Raw genomic sequence first — 19506 nt, 5'->3', positions numbered from 1 at the left:
GGAAAAAATATCAGTTTACATAATTAAGTTATGTAAACTGATGCAAAATATGCGGCAGTTTATGGATAAGCGCAGGAAAGAGAGAAAATATGGATAAGGAAGAGCGGCTTTCCCGCCAGATGGAGTTCTGCCGGGAAATTGATAAAGAAAAACAGATTCTGCGTCAGACAATTCTGAGCAATGGAATCCAGAGAGAGGATGATTCTCAGCATGCCTGGCATATGGCAGTGATGACTCTTCTGCTCAGTGAATACTCCAATGAGCCGATAGATGTACTGAAAACCATTTCCATGCTGTTAATCCACGATTTGGTGGAAATTGATGCAGGAGATACGTTTGCCTATGACGAGGAAGGAAAGAAAACGCAGAGAGAAAGAGAACTTCGGGCAGCAGAGCGGATTTTCTCTATTCTGCCAGAGGATCAGCGGGATAAATTCCGCAGTTTGTGGGATGAGTTTGAGGAGGGAACTTCTCCGGAGGCATTATTTGCCCATACTATGGACAATTTACAGCCTACGATGCTGAATGCAGCAACCAATGGAAAAATGTGGAAGGAAAAACAGGTGCGCCTCAGCGGAATTCTCAACCGAAACAAAACAACGGCCTTAGGGTCGGAAACCCTGTGGAAGTATTCTCTGGAGCAGCTGATACGCCCTCACGTAGAAGGCGGGCAGATTATCGATGATACAGAAGGGAGACACAATTGATATGTCATCAGTAACAGAACGATTTTTAAGGTATGTATCCGTAGATACTCAGTCTAAAGATGATGAAGAGGCTTTCCCCAGCACGGAAAAGCAGAAAAATCTTGGAAACATGTTAAAAGCTGAGCTGGAAGCAATGGGACTTTCCAACGTAAGGATGGATTCCTATGGTTATGTATACGGAGAAATTCCGTCCAACCTGGAGGGGGAAGCAGCGAAGGCAGACCTTCCTGTTCTTGGCTTTATTTCACATATGGATACAGCACCTGCAAGTCCAGGAACAGATATTAAGCCGCAGATTATCAGAAATTATGACGGCGGCCGGATTGTAATGAACCGGGAACTGGGAATCTCTATGGGGCCGGAGGATTATGAGGAACTGGCAGATTATGTGGGTCAGGATCTGATTACAACAGACGGTACTACGCTTTTAGGGGCTGATGATAAAGCAGGCGTTGCTGAGATTATGGAAATGGCCGCTTATTTGATGGCTCACCCGGAATTCAAACACGGAAAAATCTGCGTTGCCTTTACTCCAGACGAAGAAGTTGGACGGGGAACGGACTTCTTTGATGTGGAAGGATTTGGGGCAGATATTGCCTACACGGTAGACGGCGGCGCTCTGGGAGAGCTGGAATACGAAAATTTCAATGCAGCATCTGCCTTTATTACCATTCACGGTGTGAGTATTCATACAGGAACAGCCCGTGGAAAAATGAAAAATGCTATTTTAATGGGTATGGAGCTGCAGTCTCTTCTTCCCGTATTTGAAAATCCTGCATGTACAGACGGATATGAAGGATTCTTCCACCTGGACGATATGAAAGGTTCCGTAGAAGCCTGCACCATGAAATACATTATCCGCGATCATGATCGGACAAAATTTGAAGAGAAGAAGGCGCTGATGGAACAGGCCGTGGCTTATTTAAATGCCAAATATGGCAGCAATACCGTAGAGCTTACGCTGAAGGACAGCTATTATAATATGCTGGAAAAGATCAAACCGCATTTTGAACTGATTGAAACAGCAAAGGAAGCAATGGGAGAGCTGGATATTCAGCCAATCATTCGTCCTATTCGCGGAGGTACGGATGGAGCAAGACTGTCCTTTAAGGGACTGCCTTGTCCGAACCTGTGTACCGGAGGACACAACTTCCACGGAAGGTATGAGTATATTTGTATTCAGTCTATGGAAAAAATTGTAGAACTGCTTTTGAAACTGGCAGAAAAAATCACTACCCCGTAAGAAACGGGAAATTTTCTGCTGCAGCTGTATGAAGCAGAATAGTAAAAAGGAGGGGTACCCTGGGGGCCCTCCTTTTTAAGTGGAATGAAAACAATGTCTTTTACAAAAATTTAAAAAAACCTGTGGACTGGAGAAAGAGAACCGTCATCATAATCGGTGTTACATAGCGAATCGTAAAGGAATACATTTTTTTTCGCCGGAAGAGATGACCGCTGGCTTCCATTTCCTCGCAGATCCATTCCGGTTTCATAATCCATCCTACAAAAATACAGGTAAGGAGAGAGATAAACGGCATCAGGAAGCTGTTGCTGATATAATCCATAAGATCCAGAAGCTGAGCAGTCGCTCCATTAGGCAGCTTCAGTTCAAAGTAAAAGATATTATATCCCAGACAGATCAGGATGGAAGCGGCTGCAGAGACAAGGCTGATTATCAGGCTCATTTTTTTTCTTGAGGTATGGAAAATATCCATGCAGTTGGCGACCAGAGTTTCCATAATCGATACGGAAGAGGTCAGAGCAGCAAACAAAACCATCAGGAAAAAAACAAGTCCCAGAATCCCCCCGGCTGCCCCCATAGCTTCAAAAACCTTTGGAAGTGAAACAAACATCAGGCTGGGACCGGAAGCCATACCCTCTGTTCCGAAAAAGACGAACACAGAAGGTATGATCATCAATCCGGCTAAAAAAGCAACTATCGTATCAAAAATTTCGATTTGGCTTAAGGAACGGCTTAAATCAATTTCTTTTTTTACATAGGAGCCATATGTAATCATAATGCCCATAGATACGCTGAGGGAGAAAAACAGCTGACTCATGGCATCTAAAAGAATTTCCAGGAAACGTCCGGGAGTCAGGCCTTCAAAATTTGGAATCAGATAGACTGCCAGCCCGTCCAGACCAGTGCGAACCACTCCGTCAGCGCCTTTGTGGGAAAGCGTAAGTGAAAATATTCCGATTCCGATGACCATCAGAAGCAGACCAGGCATAACAATTCTGGAAAAACGTTCAATTCCCTTTTCAACTCCCCGGTATACAATCAACGCTGTTAAAGAAAGAAAAATCAGCATGAATACGATGGGGGAAGCTTTTGACGTAATAAAAGAAGTAAAATATCCGTCAGCAGCGGCAGCCTGTCCGTTTCCGCTGAAAAAGGTAACCAGATATTTTAAAATCCATCCTCCGATTACGGAGTAGTAGGTCATGATGAATGCAGGAACCAGGAAAGTCAGATATCCGAGAAACTTCCATTTTTGATTCATGCTTTCAAATGCGTGAAGCGCATTTTCTTTTGTTCTTCTTCCAATGGCTACGTCCGTAACCAGAAGGGTAAAGCCAAAGGTTACCACAAGCCCCAGATAAACAAGTAAAAACAGGCCTCCGCCGTCTTTTGCAGCAAGATAGGGAAAACGCCAGATGTTTCCTACGCCTACGGCGCTTCCTGCTGCGGCAAGTACAAATCCAAGAGATCCTGTGAAGCTGCTTTTTTTCTTTTTGTTCATGTTTGCAAACCCCTTTGCTGTCAAAATGATACAGATTCTGCATATCTGCTCTGCCTATTATAATGAAATATACGGAAAAGGCAAATTTAAAAAATTTCGTTTTATGAAACTTTTTTGTTAAAAAGTTGAATCATACTGGAATAATGCGGATTTATCCTGTATAATAGTCAGAAAAACAGGAAGTTTTTTTAATTGTGTATATTTATAGGAAACACAGAAAAACAGCGATAATCAAAAAAAGGTGTAAGAAAAAAATAGGAATCCATGCAAAAGAGAGGAAGAAACAGAGTGAGTGCTTACAGTAAACAGACCGGAGAACGTATCCGGATGTACCGAAAAATGAAATCTATGACTCTTCAGCAGCTGGCTGACAGAATCCATAAAAGCAGAGCCAGTGTAAGTAAATACGAAAATGGGGAAATTGCCATGGACATTGAAACGCTTGGAGAGATTGCAAGGGTTCTGCAGGTCAGTCCAGGACAGCTTCTTGATGTTCAGGAGGAACAGAAGCTTCTGCAGACCCCTCCCTCAGCCTATAGCGGTATGAGCCCGTTTTTCTGCGCAAGAAGGCTGTATTTTTATTTTTATGATGGTCGGTATCAGCGATTAAAAAACGGACTCATCGATATTCGGGAGGAGGAGGATGCCCCTGGAAATTACCACGCAGCTCTGTCAATTCGATCCAGCAATCCCTACGGACAGAGCAGTGATATCTATTATACTGGCAGAGTCGTTTACAGTGATATGCTGATTCGATTTTCTTTTGTAAATCAGTACAATTCTCTGGAAGAAGATTTGCTGTATATTTTTAATCCGCTGGAATTTCGGGAGGCCACAGACGGGCTTCTTTGCGGTATCTCCAGCGCCGATCTGATGCCCTGTGCGTTTCGATGTCTGGTGACCTTGACTCCTCAGGAGAATACCGAAGAGTTGAAAAAACGTCTTCTGATTACAAAAGAAGAGCTGCAGCGGTGGCAGAGACTGAATATGCTTCTGGTGGATAACCGGGGAATTTGAGGTGTTTACATGTGAACGCAGCAGATCGAAGCTTCGCATGGCTGAATGGCTGTAAGTTAAGAAAAATGTCGGAAACTACAAAAGAAATTTTAAATACGTCTGTGGAGGACATAGCAGAAAGTGTATTGGAAAAATATAAAGGAGATGAGTAAGTATGGGATTATGGGACAAAATTGCATTTATTACCCGCAGTAAGGCCAATGCCCTCATGGACAGTCTGGAGGATCCTCAGGAGGCTATCAACCAGACAATCGCTGACGCATCGGTTGAATATGCCAAAGTGAAAGCAGCGGCAGCAAAAGTCATTGCGGGAGAAACCAGTGCGAAGAATACGCTTGCAGAGTATGAGAAAAAACACACGCAGTATGAAAAAGCAGCAGAAAATCTGTGTCAAAGGTGCAGAAGGTATCTTCAGAAAATGCATTTTCCCGTTTTGATAAGCTGGCCGAGCGGGCAGCAAATGAGAGGGCAGAGGCAGAGGCTCTGTCCAGCCTGGAAAAACCGCTTCCGGATTCCGGCGAGGACGTGCTGAGAAAATACGGCACGGCATCTTCCTCTGCATCAGAAAGGCTGGCAGAATTAAAGGCGCGTCTTGGAAAATAAGAAGGGATCAGAAAAGGGCTGCAAAAACAGCCCTCTTTCTTTTGCTATTCGATTGTCTGGAAATATTCATATCCGCCAGCCTGATACTTCTGTACCAGCTTCTGCAGCTTGGCAGTAGGAGAGAGTGCTTTTCCAATGGAAACATCATGGTTGAGAGAATTGACAATGGCAGCAATGTACTTGCTCATATCTGCTTCCAGATACCATGCCCGCTCCAAAAGCTCCTTCGGACGATAGTTTAAGTTGGTTGTAATGACATAGTCAATGTAACCTTTTTCGTAGAACTCGTCAAATTTCTCCAGTCCGTTGGTAAACAGGCCAAAGGTGCAGCACACAATAACCTTGGAAGCCTTGCGCTCCTTTAATTCCTTTGCAGTGTCCAGCATGCTTTCGCCAGAAGAGATCATGTCATCAATAATCAGAACCGTCTTTCCTTCTACAGAGGAACCAAGGAATTCATGGGCAACAATGGGATTGCGTCCGTCTACGACTCTGGAGTAGTCGCGGCGCTTGTAAAACATACCCATATCTACGCTTAAGTTGTTTGCCAGATATACGGCACGGTTCATGGCACCCTCGTCCGGACTGATAACCATCAGATGCTCTTTGTCAATTTTCAGACTCTTATCGTGATGAAAGAGAGCCTTGATAAACTGATAGGTGGGCATAAAGTTGTCAAAGCCGTTTAAGGGAATGGCATTCTGTACCCGGGGATCGTGGGCGTCAAAGGTGATGATATTGGAAACACCCATGTTAATCAGCTCCTGAAGAGCCATGGCGCAGTCTAAGGATTCCCGCTTGCTCCGCTTATGCTGACGTCCTTCGTATAAGAATGGCATGATCACATTGACCCGGTGGGCAGTAGCCACGGAGGTGCCAATGATTCTCTTCAGATCCTGGAAGTGGTCATCCGGGGACATATGGTTGGTATAACCGCACATGGTATAAGGAATACTGTAGTTGGTTATATCTACCATAGCAAACAGATCAGCGCCCCGCACAGATTCGTTGATGACAGCCTTGGCTTCACCGGAGCCGAAACGGGGACATTTGCAGTCTAAAAGATAAGAATCCACATCATATCCCCGATAGTTCAGATCCTGCTTGCGGCGAATCAGCTCTTCTGTATCATTTCTGCGGAATTCTACAATGTGGTTATTGACCTTCTGAGCCAGCTCCCGGCAGCTTTCCAGGGCGGCAATTTTCAAAGGTGCAACTGGTAAAATGTTGTTAAAAACGTAATTATTAGCCATAAATAATGACTCCTTTATCATAAGGTGGTGAACAGTTTGTTCAATACACTTCATTTATACCATTGCAGAAAGGCCTCAGTCAATAGTAAGCAGGGTTTTTCTGAAAAAAATACAAAAAGGACAGGCATTGCTATCTCTGACAAAAAATGTTAGAATGAATCAAGAAACAGGAGAGGACAGACAGATATGAATAAAAAAGGCCATACGATCAAGTCCGTAGATTCCGGCTCCATAGCCGATGCACTGGAGCTTCAGCCGGGGGACAGACTCCTGTCTGTCAACGGAAACGAGATCGAAGATATTTTTGATTATGAATATTATGTAGACAGCCCCTCTTTGACGCTTCTTGTGGAGAAGCCGGATGGAGAGCAGTGGGAGCTGGAGGTGGAAAACGATTACCAGGATTTGGGCATTACCTTTGAAAACGGTCTGATGAGCGACTACAAGTCCTGTACCAATCAGTGTATTTTCTGTTTTATTGACCAGATGCCCCCGGGTATGCGGGATACGCTTTATTTTAAGGATGATGATTCCCGCCTTTCCTTTCTTCAGGGCAATTATGTGACCCTTACCAACATGAAGGATCATGACATTCAGAGAATTATTGAGTTTAAGCTGGCACCCATCAATATTTCCGTCCATACGACTAATCCAAAGCTGCGGTGCGAGATGCTTCACAACCGGTTTGCCGGAGAATCCCTGAAGAAAATGGATACCCTGTTTGAGGCCGGTATTCCCATGAATGGGCAGATTGTACTTTGTCCTGGTATTAATGATGGAAAGGAACTGGATCGGACAATTCAGGATCTGACGAAGTATATTCCCTGTATGGAGAGCGTGTCTGTAGTGCCGGTAGGTCTGTCAAAATTCCGCCAGGGTCTTTACCCGCTGCAGGCCTTTGACCGGGAATCGGCGCAGGCGGCTCTGGAGATTATTGAAGGATGGCAGAAGCGGATTTACCAGGAGCATGGAATTCATTTTATCCATGCCAGTGATGAGTTTTATATTCTTGCAGAGCGGGAGCTTCCGGAAAGCGGACGGTATGACGGATTTCCTCAGCTGGAAAACGGAGTGGGAATGCTGCGTCTTCTGGATACGGAGGTTCAGGAGGCTCTTCATATGGTGGAAGAGGAGTTTGAGGGAGAGGCAGAGCCAGAACGGATTTCTATTGCTACAGGACTTCTTGCAGCTCCTTATCTGGAAAAACAGGCAGACCGGATTATGAAACAGTATCCTCAGGTGGAGATAAAGATATTCCCCATCCGCAATGAGTTTTTTGGAGAGCAGATTACAGTGGCCGGGCTGATTACAGGCCAGGATCTGGTAAAGCAGCTTTCCGGCCAGGATCTGGGAGACAGGCTTTTGCTTCCAGTCTGTATGTTCCGCAGCGGAGAAGAGACCTTTCTGGATGACATGACAAGGGAGCAGGTTCAAAATGCTTTACAAGTTCCCATCCATATTGTAAAATCAAGCGGACAGGATCTGGTAGGTGCAGTTCTGGGGCTTGAACTGGAAGAAGATACTGAGTATGAAGGATATGAATTAAAGGAGATATAACGTATGAGCAAACCGATTGTAGCCATAGTAGGGCGCCCCAACGTGGGAAAGTCCACCCTGTTTAATGTGCTGGCAGGGGAGACGATCTCGATTGTAAAGGATACGCCTGGCGTAACCAGGGACCGGATTTATGCAGACTGTTCCTGGCTGAATATGAATTTTACGCTGGTGGATACCGGCGGTATTGAGCCGGACAGCAAGGATATTATTCTGTCTCAGATGAGAGAGCAGGCGCAGATTGCCATTGATACGGCAGACGTGATTATTTTTATTGTAGATGTACGCCAGGGACTGGTAGACTCGGATTCCAAAGTGGCAGACATGCTGAGAAAATCCGGAAAGCCGGTGGTTCTGGCTGTTAATAAGGTGGACAGCTTCCAGAAATTTGGAAATGACATCTATGAGTTTTACAATCTGGGAATTGGAGATCCTGTGGCTGTTTCTGCAGCATCCCGTCTGGGAATTGGAGATCTGCTGGATGAGGTAACCAAGCATTTTGGAGCAGAGCAGATGGAGGATGCGGAGGATGAGCGTCCCAGAGTTGCGATTGTGGGAAAACCCAACGTGGGCAAATCTTCTATTATCAATAAGCTTCTGGGTGAAAATCGTGTGATTGTTTCCAATATTGCAGGAACGACCAGAGATGCAGTAGACACAGAGGTGGTTCACAATGGCACAGAGTATGTATTTATTGATACAGCCGGCCTGCGCAGAAAAAGCAAAATCAAGGAGGATCTGGAGCGCTACAGCATTATCCGCACGGTTTCTGCCGTAGAGCGGGCAGATGTGGTGATCCTTGTGATTGATGCTACAGAGGGTGTCACAGAGCAGGATGCAAAGATTGCCGGTATTGCCCACGACCGGGGCAAGGGAATCATTGTGGCTGTGAATAAATGGGATGCCATTGAGAAGAATGACAAGACGATTTATGAGCACACAAAGAAAATACGGGACACGCTTTCCTTCATGCCTTATGCGGAAATGGTGTTTATTTCTGCTGTGACGGGACAGCGCATGAACAAAATGTTTGAGCTGATTGATATGGTTCGGGAGAACCAGACGCTGCGTGTGGCAACAGGCGTATTGAATGAGATTATGACTGAGGCTGTGGCGATGCAGCAGCCGCCGTCTGATAAGGGTAAACGTCTGCGGCTTTACTACATGACTCAGGTTGCGGTAAAACCGCCGACCTTTGTAATCTTTGTAAATGACAAGGAGCTGATGCATTTCTCCTATGTAAGGTATCTGGAAAACAAGATCCGAGAATCCTTTGGATTCCGCGGCACGGCTCTGCGGTTTATTATCAGGGAGCGTTCAGGAAAGGAGCAGTAAATGGAAAGAGCAATCTGTCTGGCAATGGGGTATGTATTTGGTCTGTTTCAAACCGGTTATCTGTACAGCAAATCAAAACATATGGATATTCGGAATTATGGAAGCGGCAATGCCGGCAGCACCAATGTGCTGCGGGTTATGGGGGTGAAAGCTGGACTTATTGTATTTCTGGGAGATGCAGGCAAGATGATTCTGGCATGTCTGCTGACCCGGATCCTTTACGCAGGTCAGACGGAAATGCTTTATGTATATCTGCTGTATACAGGGCTTGGTGTGATTCTTGGACATAATTATCCGTTTTACATGGGATTTAAGGGCGGAAAGGGCATTGCGGCATCTGCCGGACTCCTGGCTTCCCTGGACTGGCGGGTTATGCTGATCTGTCTGGTTGTTTTTGTGGCTACTGTGGCAATTACCCGGTTTGTTTCTCTGGGTTCCATTTTTGTCATGATTCTTTTTATGGCAGGAATGAGTTATTTTGCTGTACAGGGAAGCTATGGCCTGGGCGCAGCTCAGGTGCCGGAATTTTGCATTCTGGCTTTGATTATCGGCGGTCTGGGAATCTGGCGTCATCATACAAATATTAAACGTCTGTTAGCCGGGACAGAAAATAAAATCGGAGCAAAGAAGAAAGGCTGAGACAAAATGGCAAAGATTGGTATCATCGGATCGGGAAGCTGGGGCATTGCCCTGGCTTCCCTGCTGCACAACAATGGTCATCACGTTACAGTATGGTCAGCGCTTGAATCGGAGATCGATTCTCTGAAAAAAACAAGAAAACTGAAAACACTTCCGGATTTGATTCTTCCGGATTCCATGGAATTTACAGCAGATCTGGAACAGGCTATGGATGGAAGGGATATGCTGGTAACGGCGGTTCCTTCTGTTTATGTGCGGGAGACAGCTGCAAAAATGCGTTCGTTCTGCAGGAAAGGACAGATTATTGTCAATGTGGCAAAGGGAATTGAGGAGTCCACCTTAATGACTCTTTCTGACATTTTGACAGAGGAAATTCCTCAGGCAGAGGTTGCAGTTCTTTCAGGACCGAGCCATGCAGAGGAGGTCAGCCGGGGGCTGCCTACGACCTGTGTGGCAGGAGCGTCAAAAAAAGAGACGGCGGAATACATTCAGAATGTGTTTATGAGTCCAGAGTTCCGTGTCTATGTAAGTCCGGATATTCAGGGAATTGAAATTGGCGGCGCTCTGAAAAATGTAGTTGCGCTGGCGGCTGGAATTGCAGACGGCCTGGGATACGGTGATAACACAAAGGCAGCTCTGATTACCAGGGGAATCTACGAGATTGCAAGGCTGGGCATTGCCATGGGAGGGCGATTTGAAACCTTCTGCGGTCTTTCCGGCATTGGAGATCTGATTGTTACCTGTGCCAGTATGCACAGCCGCAACCGCAGGGCAGGGATTCTGATTGGAAAGGGTTATTCCATGAAGGAAGCTATGGATGAGGTTCAGATGGTTGTGGAGGGCGTGTATTCAGCAAAGGCAGGCTGCGCCCTTGGAAAAAAATATCAGGTTCCCATGCCGATTATCGAACAGGTAAATCAGGTGCTGTTTGAGGGAAAGGCAGCACAGGATGCAGTAGAGGAGCTGATGCTTCGTGATAAAACCATGGAGAATCAGGCAATTCCCTGGCCAGACAGAATCTAGGAGTAGCTGCGAATTTTTATTATATAGTTGTCAGGAAAAGACAGCCGTGTATTCTTTGAATTTCAGAAACAGAAAATCAAAGAATACACGGCTGTCTCTGTTGGTTCTTGATTTAGTACAGGACGGGAATCATTCTTAGTGTTTTTTTATGCCATAGGAAAGTGCGTCCTATGACATAAAAACGCTCCGTGAGGATCGCCATGCGTCGGAAGAGAATTTTGTCGCAGAAGCGCCCCGCCGCAGGCGGAGAAGCTCGCGAGCGAACTTTATTTTTGTAAAAATATCAGCATGTTAACAATTTAATGTGAAAAAGTGCTTGACATTATTTTGCGGTACAACTATAATTATGACAGCTTGAATGGCACAGCTTTTTGATTTTTTTGGAAGGCTGTTTCAGAAATCGAGGAGGAGACTATTATGAAAAAAGCAATTGGATTAAGTCTGGCAGCAGTGATGGCGATGTCCCTGACCGCATGCGGAGGCGGCAAGAGCGATGCACCGGCAGCAGGTACTCAGGCGGCAGGAAGCGAGGCTGCTGGAAGTGAGGCAGCAGGAGCTGAGGGCGACACCATTAAGCTGGGCGTGATTGGGCCGCTGACAGGACCGGCTGCAACCTACGGAATTGCCGTACAGAATGGTGCAGACCTGGCAGTAAAGGAAATCAACGCTGCAGGCGGCGTAGACGGCATGATGTTTGAGCTCAAGGCGGAGGATGATGAGAACGATCCTGAGAAGACGATCAACGCCTACAATACATTAAAAGACTGGGGTATGCAGATGCTGGTAGGTGCAACCACATCCAAACCCTGCATTGCAGTTTCTGCAGAGACAGCCAATGACAATATGTTTCAGCTGACTCCCTCTGGTTCTGCAGTAGAGTGCGTTGCCAATGACAATGTATTCCGTGTATGCTTTGCTGATCCGGATCAGGGTACTGCTTCTGCCAAGTACATTGGTGAGAACAAGCTGGCTACCAAGGTTGCTATTATTTATGACAGCTCTACCGAGTATTCCTCTGGTGTTCGTGAATCCTTTGTAAAGGAAGCACCCAATGAGGGAATTGAGATTGTTGCAGATGAGGCATTTACAGCTGACACCAACACCGATTTTTCTGTACAGCTGGACAAGGCAAAGGAAGCAGGCGCTGAGCTGGTATTCCTGCCCATTTACTATCAGGAGGCATCTGTAATCCTGAAACAGGCATCTGACAAGGGCTTTGATCCGATTTTCTTCGGATGTGACGGTATGGACGGTATTCTTTCTGTAGAGAACTTTGATACCTCTCTGGCAGAGGGGCTGATGCTTCTGACTCCTTTCTCTGTAACTGAGGAAAGCAGCAAGAAGTTCACAGAGGATTATGTTGCAGCCTACGGCGTAGAGCCGAACCAGTTTGCGGCAGATTCTTATGACGCTGTATACGCAATTGCAGCTGCCGTAAAACAGGGCGGAGTAACTGCAGACATGGAAATTTCCGATATGTGTGAGGCTATGAAGAAAGCCATGACAGAGATCTCCATTGATGGATTGACTGGTGCGGAAATGACCTGGAATGCAGCAGGCGAGCCCAATAAGGCTCCGAAGGCCGCAAAGATTGTAAATGGTATTTACGAAATGCAGTAATCATGAATGCGGATACAAATAAGGGGCGTCAGAGCAGACGGCCCTTATTTGTATAATAGGAATTTATTTCCTGATTTTACAGAATACAAATAAAATGAAGAGGTGTGGGATACATGAGTTTTCTGTCTTATTTGATCAATGGAATCAGCCTGGGCAGCATTTACGCGATTATTGCTCTGGGTTATACCATGGTTTACGGAATTGCCAGGATGCTGAATTTTGCACACGGGGATATTATTATGGTGGGCGGATTTGTCATCTTTACCATTGTCAGCACCATGGGTATGCCGCCGCTGCTGGGAATTCTTGTAGCAGTTGCAGCGTGTACGGTGCTTGGCGTTGTGATTGAGCGTGTGGCATATAAGCCGCTGCGGGGGGCATCCTCTCTGGCAGTCCTGATTACAGCTATCGGCGTCAGTTATCTGCTTCAGAATGTGGCTCTGCTGATTTTCGGCTCCAATGCCCGTCAGTTTACTTCCGTGGTTAATGTTCCCAGTCTGAAGCTGGCAGACGGCGCATTGTCTATATCCGGCGTTACAATGGTTACGATTGCGACCTGCCTTATAATTATGGTTGGACTGACTCAGTTTATCAATAAGACAAAGGTGGGACAGGCTATGCTTGCTGTATCAGAGGATCAGGGAGCGGCAACCTTAATGGGAATTGATGTAAACAGGACGATTGCCATTACCTTTGCTATCGGCTCTGCTCTGGCGGCTATTGCCGGCGCTCTGCTGTGCTCAACCTATCCGTCTCTGACTCCTTATACTGGCTCTATGCCCGGTATCAAGGCCTTTGTGGCTGCGGTATTTGGGGGAATCGGTTCCATACCCGGCGCCCTGATTGGAGGCGTGCTTCTGGGCGTTATTGAAAACCTGTCTAAGGCGTACATCTCCTCTCAGCTTTCGGACGCGATTGTATTTTCTGTGCTGATTGTAGTGCTTCTGGTACGCCCCACAGGAATTCTGGGTAAAAAAATTATGGAGAAAGTGTAGGTGTGTGTGATGAAGAAAAATAAAACTCTGATTCAAAACAGTATCACATACGCAATCGTAATCGGCGCCTGGGCTTTGATGACGGTTCTGTCCTCAACTGGTCATATGAGCAGCCTGATGAAGGGACTTCTGGTTCCTATTTGTATTTATGTGATTTTAGCAGTATCTCTGAATCTGACTGTTGGAATTCTGGGAGAGCTGAGCCTGGGACATGCCGGATTTATGTGTGTAGGTGCATTTTCAGGCGCATTTTTTACGAATTGTATGGAAAATGTGATTCCCAGCGTGGGCCTGCGCTTTTTCCTGGCTCTTCTTTTGGGCGCAGCAGTTGCAGGAATATTTGGAATCCTCATAGGAATTCCGGTTCTGAGACTGAAGGGCGATTACCTGGCGATTGTAACCCTGGCTTTCGGCGAGATTATCAAAAACCTGATCAATGCCATGTATGTGGGCCGTGACAGCACAGGATTTCACTTTTCCATTAAGGATACCCTGTCTCTGGGAATGGATGAGACAGGAGTTGTCCTGATCAAAGGCGCGCAGGGAATTACAGGAACCCCGAAGGCGGCAACCTTTACCATTGGAATTTTGCTGGTGCTTCTGACGCTGTTTATCGTACTAAACCTGATTCACTCCAGAGCAGGACGGGCGATTATGTCCATTCGTGACAACCGGATTGCAGCGGAATCCATTGGCATTAATATTACCAAATATAAGTTAATGGCATTTTCCATTTCAGCAGCTCTGGCTGGAGTTGCGGGCGTCCTGTATGCGCACAACCTGTCCAGTCTGGCAGCTACTCCGAAAAATTTCGGCTATAACATGTCCATTATGATCCTGGTATTTGTGGTTCTTGGTGGACTGGGCAATATCCGCGGTTCTATGATTGCCGCTGTTGTACTGACTGTACTTCCGGAGCTGCTCCGTGGACTGAACGATTACCGTATGCTGATTTATGCGGTTGTCCTGATTGTAATGATGCTGTTTAATTCCAGTCCCAAGGCGATCGAAATCCGTTCTGTTGTGCTGGATAAAATAAAGCAAAAGAGAAAATCCACTGCGAAGGAGGCTGCGTAAGATGGCACTGCTTGAAGTAAGGAATATAGGGATTTCCTTTGGTGGCCTGAAGGCGGTTAATGATTTCAGCCTCACCATTGAAAAAGGGCAGCTTTACGGTCTGATTGGACCGAATGGAGCTGGAAAAACAACGGTATTCAATCTGCTCACTGGCGTGTATAAGCCTGATACCGGTTCTATTTTTCTGGACGGAAAAAATCTGACTGGAAAAAAGACCATAGAAATTAATCAGGCTGGAATTGCAAGAACCTTCCAGAATATCCGTCTCTTTAAGGAACTGTCTGTATTGGACAACGTAAAGGCAGGTCTTCATAATCACCATAAGTATTCTACCATTGAAGGACTTCTTCGCCTGCCCAGGTATTATCGGGTAGAGAAGGAGATGAATGAACGGGCGATGGAGCTTTTGAAGGTCTTTGATCTGGATGGAGAGTGGGATTACAAGGCATCCAACCTTCCCTATGGAAAACAGAGAAAGCTGGAGATTGCCCGTGCTCTGGCTACGGAGCCCAAGCTTCTGCTTCTGGATGAGCCGGCAGCCGGCATGAACCCGAATGAAACCATGGAGCTGATGAATACCATTCGTTTTGTGAGGGATCAGTTTGATATGACGATTCTTTTAATTGAGCATGATATGAAGCTGGTTTCCGGTATCTGTGAAAAGCTGACTGTATTAAACTTCGGCCAGGTTCTGACCCAGGGAGATACGTCGGAAGTGTTGAATGATAAGCGTGTAATTACCGCTTACCTTGGAGAGTAGGAGGAGAAGCGATTATGGCAATTCTTGAGGTAAAAGACCTGGAAGTTTATTATGGCGTGATCCAGGCCATAAGGGGAATCTCCTTTGAAGTAAAACAGGGGGAGATTATTGCCCTCATCGGCGCCAATGGAGCCGGAAAAACAACAACGTTGCAGACGATTACCGGTCTGATTCCGTCCAAGTCCGGAAAGATTTTTTATGAAGGCAAGGATATTACCAAAATTCCGGGACACAAGCTGGTATCTATGGGGATTGCTCATGTGCCGGAGGGACGCCGGGTATTTGCATCACTTTCCGTTCTGCAGAATCTGAAGCTGGGGGCATACACCCGCAGCGACAAAAAAGAGCTGGAGGATACCCTTCAGATGATTTATAAGCGATTCCCCCGTCTGGAGGAGCGAAAAAATCAGATGGCTGGAACTCTTTCCGGAGGAGAGCAGCAGATGCTGGCTATGGGACGGGCGCTGATGTCTCATCCCAAGCTGATTGTTCTTGATGAGCCGTCCATGGGACTGTCCCCCATTTATGTCAATGAGATTTTTGATATTATTCAGAAAATCAATGAAGACGGGGTAACGGTGCTTCTGGTTGAGCAGAACGCAAAGAAGGCACTTTCCATTGCCAACCGTGCTTATGTGCTTGAGACAGGTTCTATCGCTCTTTCAGGCGATGCTGCAAAGCTGATGAATGATGATTCCGTAAAGAAGGCATATTTAAGCGAATAGGGATAAATCTGTGAGTAATCACCTTGATTCGTAAAAATTGTGGCAAAATATCAGAAAATAAATCAAATTTAAGGGAAAAGTTGTAGACTTTTCCCTTATTTTTATGGTATGATTTGCTATAAGAAAAACAGACTGTTTCCTGGAATGGGGGTTATTTTTGGAGAATAGTCTGTAATGTATAAGAGGAGGGGTTCATCATGAAAGGTAACGTGATAGTAGGACAGTCGGGAGGCCCAACAGCAGTTATCAATTCCAGTCTTGCAGGAGTGTACAGAACAGCGATCGATCGTGGGGCAAAAAAGGTTTATGGTATGCTGTACGGGATTCAGGGGCTCATGGATGAACAGTATGTAGATCTGTCAAAGCATATCCGCAGTGATCTGGATGTGGAGATTTTAAAGCGGACACCTTCTGCTTTTTTAGGAACCTGTCGGTATAAGCTGCCGGAAATTCACGAGAATCAGGAAACCTTTGTACGGATTTTTGAAATTCTGGAAAAGCTGAATATTGAGTGCTTTATTTATATTGGTGGAAATGATTCCATGGATACCATCAAAAAGTTATCGGATTATGCGATTCTGACAGGGAAAAAGCAGAAGTTCGTAGGTGTTCCCAAGACAATTGATAATGATCTGGCTCTGACTGATCATACGCCCGGATACGGAAGCGCGGCAAAATATATTGCCACCTCCACGAAAGAGGTTATTCGGGATGGTCTGGGATTCTCCTATAAGAAAAAGCTGGTTACTATTATTGAAATTATGGGACGGAATGCGGGCTGGCTGACTGGCGCATCGGCACTTTCCCGCGGTGAGGACTGTGATGGACCGGATCTGATTTATCTTCCGGAAATTGCTTTTGATATTGAAAAATTCAAAGGAAGAGTACGCCATCTTCTGGAAAAGAAGGATGTGGTTGTGGTTGCTGTTTCTGAGGGAATCCGTACAGCTGACGGCCGCTATGTCAGTGAACTGGGAACGGGCGTAGATTATGTGGATGCTTTTGGTCATAAGCAGCTGACGGGAACAGCCAGCTATCTGGCAAATGTAATCAATCAGGAAATCGGCTGCAAGACAAGAGCGGTAGAATTCAGTACTCTCCAGAGAAGCGCAGCCCATCTGGCCTCCAGAGTAGATGTGAATGAGGCATTTATGGTGGGAGGAGCAGCTGTGAAGGCGGCAGATGAGGGTGATTCTGGAAAGATGGTTGTCATTGATCGTGTTTCCGATGATCCTTATCAGTGTGCAACAGGTATCTATGATGTACATAAGATTGCGAACGGAGAAAAGCTGGTACCCAGAGAGTGGATTACCAAGGACGGAACCTATGTAACGGAGGAATTTATTGATTATGTAAAACCTCTGATTCAGGGCGATTCTCCTTCTGTAATGGTAGATGGTATTCCGCGCCATTTGTATATGTCCGCAAAAAGATAAAGGAGGCTGCCTATGAACTTATCAGCAGCGATTGAATTTGCAACAGCAGCTCTTGCAGAAAAGGTGGATGATAAGGGCAGTCCGTACATTAACCATGCTTTAAGAGTCATGGAGAGGATGGATACGGAAGAGGAAAAGATGGCTGCAGTCCTTCATGATGTGGTGGAGGATACAGAGATTACGCTGCAGGATCTCTGTGATGCCGGCTTCTCCAGAGAAGTGGTGGAAACCGTTGAGATTCTGACAAAAAGGCAGGATATGACATATTTTGATTATATTGATGACATTCACTGGAGTGAAACCGCATCAAAGATTAAGATTGCCGAAATTGAAGACAATCTCGATATCATGCGGGTGAAAAAATGTCTTTCCGGACGTATTCAACGGAAAAACGCGCAGAAATGGCTCTGGCAATTCTGCGGGGTGAAAATGTGAAAAACGATTATAAATAATCTGGTCCCCCCTGGCATATACTGTATCAGTATAGCGAGGGGGTATCTTCATGGATCAGTATAATATTTATAAAGATATGGAGGCGCGGACAGGCGGCGAACTGTATTTGGGAGTGGTTGGGCCTGTGCGGACAGGAAAGTCTACATTTATCAAACGGTTTATGGAACGGATGGTTCTGCCGGAGATAGAGGATGAGCATCATCGTGCAAGAACCAGAGACGAACTTCCTCAGAGCGCAGCCGGAGTGACCATTATGACTACAGAGCCAAAGTTTATTCCAAAGGAGGCAGCCAGACTTCAGCTGGGGGACGGGATTTCTGTACAGGTACGTCTGATCGACTGCGTGGGATTTATGGTGGACGGCGCTGGAGGCCACATGGAGCAGGAGAGAGAACGTCTTGTAAAAACGCCCTGGTTCGAAGAGGAAATTCCTTTTACCAGGGCGGCAGAGATTGGAACAAGAAAGGTGATTCGGGATCATTCCACCATAGGCCTTGTAGTGACTGCAGACGGTTCTTTTGGAGATTTGAAACGGGATTCTTATATTCAGGCAGAAAAGACGGCAGTCAGTGAACTGAAGGCCATTGGAAAGCCCTTTTTAGTTCTTCTTAATTCTGCTCGCCCGTATTCTGAGGATACCAGAACTCTGCAAAAGAGTCTGGAGAAGGAGTACGGCGTTTCTGTTATGGCAGTGAACTGTGAACAGCTGAAAACAGAGGATATTAACCGGATCCTGGAACAGGTGCTGCAGGAATTCCCTGTAACTGAGGTGGATTTTTACATACCCAGATGGGTGGAGATTCTCCCGTCTACACACTGGCTGAAGGAGCAGATCATCAGGAAGGCCGGGGAATTAATGGGGAAAATACGTCATATGAAGGATGTTCCTCAGGATTTTAATGATGGCTCAGAGCCGGCGATTCGCTCTATGAAGACAGAAGAAATGGATATGTCAAATGGTCGAATCCGGGTGCAGGTGGGATTGGAGGACGGATATTATTACCAGATTCTGAGCGATTATGCAGGCATTGAAATCGAAGATGAGTATCAGCTGATGGAAAAGCTAAAGGAGCTTTCCGCTATGCAGGGAGAGTACGGCAAGGTTCTCAATGCAATGAATCAGGTACGGATGAAGGGGTACGGCGTTGTGACTCCGGAACGCTCGGAAATTATTCTGGATGAACCGACGGTTATCCGTCATGGGAACCGTTATGGGGTAAAAATGCGGGCAGAGGCACCTTCCATTAATATGATTAAGGCCCACATTCAGACGGAAATTGCGCCGATTGTAGGAAGTGAGGAGCAGGCCAGGGATCTGATTGCCTATATGAAGGAAAACGCCAAAAAGGAAGAAAACGGCATCTGGGATACCAATATTTTTGGGAAATCCATAGAACAGATTGTCGAAGACGGCATTCAGGCAAAAATCAGCCAGATGACAGAGGACTGCCAGTCCCGTCTCCAGGACGCTCTCCAGAAAATCATCAACGACAGCAACGGCGGAATGATATGCATCATCATCTAGCAGTGCCGCCCTGCCCCCTCCTGCACCCCCTTGTGCTTGC

19 protein-coding genes and 1 pseudogene are annotated in these 19506 nt (G+C 46.1%); 18 read left to right on the top strand and 2 right to left on the bottom strand.

All coding sequences use genetic code 11. The features are described 5' to 3' along the window. Positions 1 to 89: 89 nt before the first annotated feature. The gene (locus tag ACESON_RS12570) at positions 90 to 707 is read left to right on the top strand and encodes an HD domain-containing protein (RefSeq protein ID WP_373110228.1); all 618 of its coding nucleotides are present in this window, start codon (positions 90 to 92) and stop codon (positions 705 to 707) included. Position 708: 1 nt separating this feature from the next. Then, positions 709 to 1950 (top strand): peptidase T, encoded by a 1242-nt coding sequence (gene pepT / locus ACESON_RS12565; RefSeq protein ID WP_177958351.1) that lies wholly within the window; start codon positions 709 to 711, stop codon positions 1948 to 1950. 100 nt (positions 1951 to 2050) lie between these two features. On the opposite strand, the gene ACESON_RS12560 is transcribed toward pepT, so the two are convergent. Next, positions 2051 to 3451, bottom strand: a complete 1401-nt coding sequence (locus ACESON_RS12560; RefSeq protein ID WP_373110225.1) for a sodium-dependent transporter — start codon at positions 3449 to 3451, stop codon at positions 2051 to 2053. Between the two features lie 288 nt (positions 3452 to 3739). On the opposite strand from ACESON_RS12560, the gene ACESON_RS12555 reads away from it, so the two are divergent. From ACESON_RS12555 to ACESON_RS12540, 4 genes and pseudogenes are all read left to right on the top strand, one after another. Beyond that, positions 3740 to 4468, top strand: coding sequence for a helix-turn-helix domain-containing protein (locus ACESON_RS12555; RefSeq protein WP_373110223.1), 729 nt, complete (start codon positions 3740 to 3742; stop codon positions 4466 to 4468). A gap of 11 nt (positions 4469 to 4479) precedes the next feature. Then, positions 4480 to 4620, top strand: coding sequence for a hypothetical protein (locus tag ACESON_RS12550; protein WP_373110221.1), 141 nt, complete (start codon positions 4480 to 4482; stop codon positions 4618 to 4620). 2 nt (positions 4621 to 4622) lie between these two features. Next, positions 4623 to 4841 (top strand): annotated as a pseudogene (locus ACESON_RS12545) (PspA/IM30 family protein); the annotation flags it as partial. 14 nt (positions 4842 to 4855) lie between these two features. Beyond that, the gene (locus tag ACESON_RS12540; protein WP_373110322.1) at positions 4856 to 5071 is read left to right on the top strand and encodes a hypothetical protein; all 216 of its coding nucleotides are present in this window, start codon (positions 4856 to 4858) and stop codon (positions 5069 to 5071) included. A 44-nt stretch (positions 5072 to 5115) separates the two neighbouring features. On the opposite strand, the gene ACESON_RS12535 is transcribed toward ACESON_RS12540, so the two are convergent. Further along, positions 5116 to 6324: a ribose-phosphate pyrophosphokinase gene (locus ACESON_RS12535; RefSeq protein WP_373110220.1), complete on the bottom strand. Its 1209-nt coding sequence runs from the start codon at positions 6322 to 6324 to the stop codon at positions 5116 to 5118. Positions 6325 to 6510: 186 nt separating this feature from the next. On the opposite strand from ACESON_RS12535, the gene ACESON_RS12530 reads away from it, so the two are divergent. The 12 genes from ACESON_RS12530 (at position 6511) to spoIVA (ending at position 19466) form a co-directional block, all read left to right on the top strand. Next, positions 6511 to 7881 carry a DUF512 domain-containing protein gene (locus ACESON_RS12530; protein ID WP_373110217.1) on the top strand — a complete coding sequence of 457 codons (1371 nt, stop codon included), beginning with the start codon at positions 6511 to 6513 and terminating at the stop codon, positions 7879 to 7881. A 3-nt stretch (positions 7882 to 7884) separates the two neighbouring features. Next, positions 7885 to 9213 carry a ribosome biogenesis GTPase Der gene (der, locus tag ACESON_RS12525; protein ID WP_177958357.1) on the top strand — a complete coding sequence of 443 codons (1329 nt, stop codon included), beginning with the start codon at positions 7885 to 7887 and terminating at the stop codon, positions 9211 to 9213. Beyond that, positions 9214 to 9852 carry a glycerol-3-phosphate 1-O-acyltransferase PlsY gene (gene plsY / locus ACESON_RS12520; RefSeq protein WP_373110214.1) on the top strand — a complete coding sequence of 213 codons (639 nt, stop codon included), beginning with the start codon at positions 9214 to 9216 and terminating at the stop codon, positions 9850 to 9852. A 6-nt stretch (positions 9853 to 9858) separates the two neighbouring features. Next, positions 9859 to 10875 carry an NAD(P)H-dependent glycerol-3-phosphate dehydrogenase gene (locus ACESON_RS12515; RefSeq protein WP_373110212.1) on the top strand — a complete coding sequence of 339 codons (1017 nt, stop codon included), beginning with the start codon at positions 9859 to 9861 and terminating at the stop codon, positions 10873 to 10875. Positions 10876 to 11292: 417 nt separating this feature from the next. Beyond that, a complete protein-coding gene (locus tag ACESON_RS12510) occupies positions 11293 to 12495 on the top strand; it encodes an ABC transporter substrate-binding protein (RefSeq protein ID WP_373110211.1) in 1203 nt (400 codons plus the stop codon). A 113-nt stretch (positions 12496 to 12608) separates the two neighbouring features. Continuing rightward, on the top strand, positions 12609 to 13490 hold the full coding sequence (locus tag ACESON_RS12505) for a branched-chain amino acid ABC transporter permease (protein ID WP_177958360.1): 882 nt from the start codon (positions 12609 to 12611) through the stop codon (positions 13488 to 13490). A gap of 9 nt (positions 13491 to 13499) precedes the next feature. Beyond that, positions 13500 to 14567, top strand: coding sequence for a branched-chain amino acid ABC transporter permease (locus tag ACESON_RS12500; protein WP_177958361.1), 1068 nt, complete (start codon positions 13500 to 13502; stop codon positions 14565 to 14567). A gap of 1 nt (position 14568) precedes the next feature. Next, a complete protein-coding gene (locus ACESON_RS12495) occupies positions 14569 to 15327 on the top strand; it encodes an ATP-binding cassette domain-containing protein (protein WP_177958362.1) in 759 nt (252 codons plus the stop codon). Between the two features lie 14 nt (positions 15328 to 15341). Continuing rightward, complete coding sequence (locus ACESON_RS12490; protein ID WP_177958363.1) at positions 15342 to 16052, top strand: ATP-binding cassette domain-containing protein; 711 nt, start codon at positions 15342 to 15344, stop codon at positions 16050 to 16052. Positions 16053 to 16249: 197 nt separating this feature from the next. Further along, the gene (locus tag ACESON_RS12485) at positions 16250 to 17488 is read left to right on the top strand and encodes a 6-phosphofructokinase (protein ID WP_373110208.1); all 1239 of its coding nucleotides are present in this window, start codon (positions 16250 to 16252) and stop codon (positions 17486 to 17488) included. Positions 17489 to 17500: 12 nt separating this feature from the next. Next, positions 17501 to 17923, top strand: coding sequence for an HD domain-containing protein (locus tag ACESON_RS12480; protein WP_373110205.1), 423 nt, complete (start codon positions 17501 to 17503; stop codon positions 17921 to 17923). Positions 17924 to 17990: 67 nt separating this feature from the next. Then, positions 17991 to 19466 (top strand): stage IV sporulation protein A, encoded by a 1476-nt coding sequence (gene spoIVA, locus ACESON_RS12475; RefSeq protein ID WP_373110202.1) that lies wholly within the window; start codon positions 17991 to 17993, stop codon positions 19464 to 19466. Positions 19467 to 19506 lie beyond the last annotated feature (40 nt).

The sequence above is a fragment of the Lachnoclostridium sp. Marseille-P6806 genome (assembly GCF_964238185.1).
Classification (GTDB): Bacteria; Bacillota; Clostridia; order Lachnospirales; family Lachnospiraceae; genus Brotaphodocola.
This window is presented reverse-complemented; position numbering and strand designations above follow the sequence as displayed.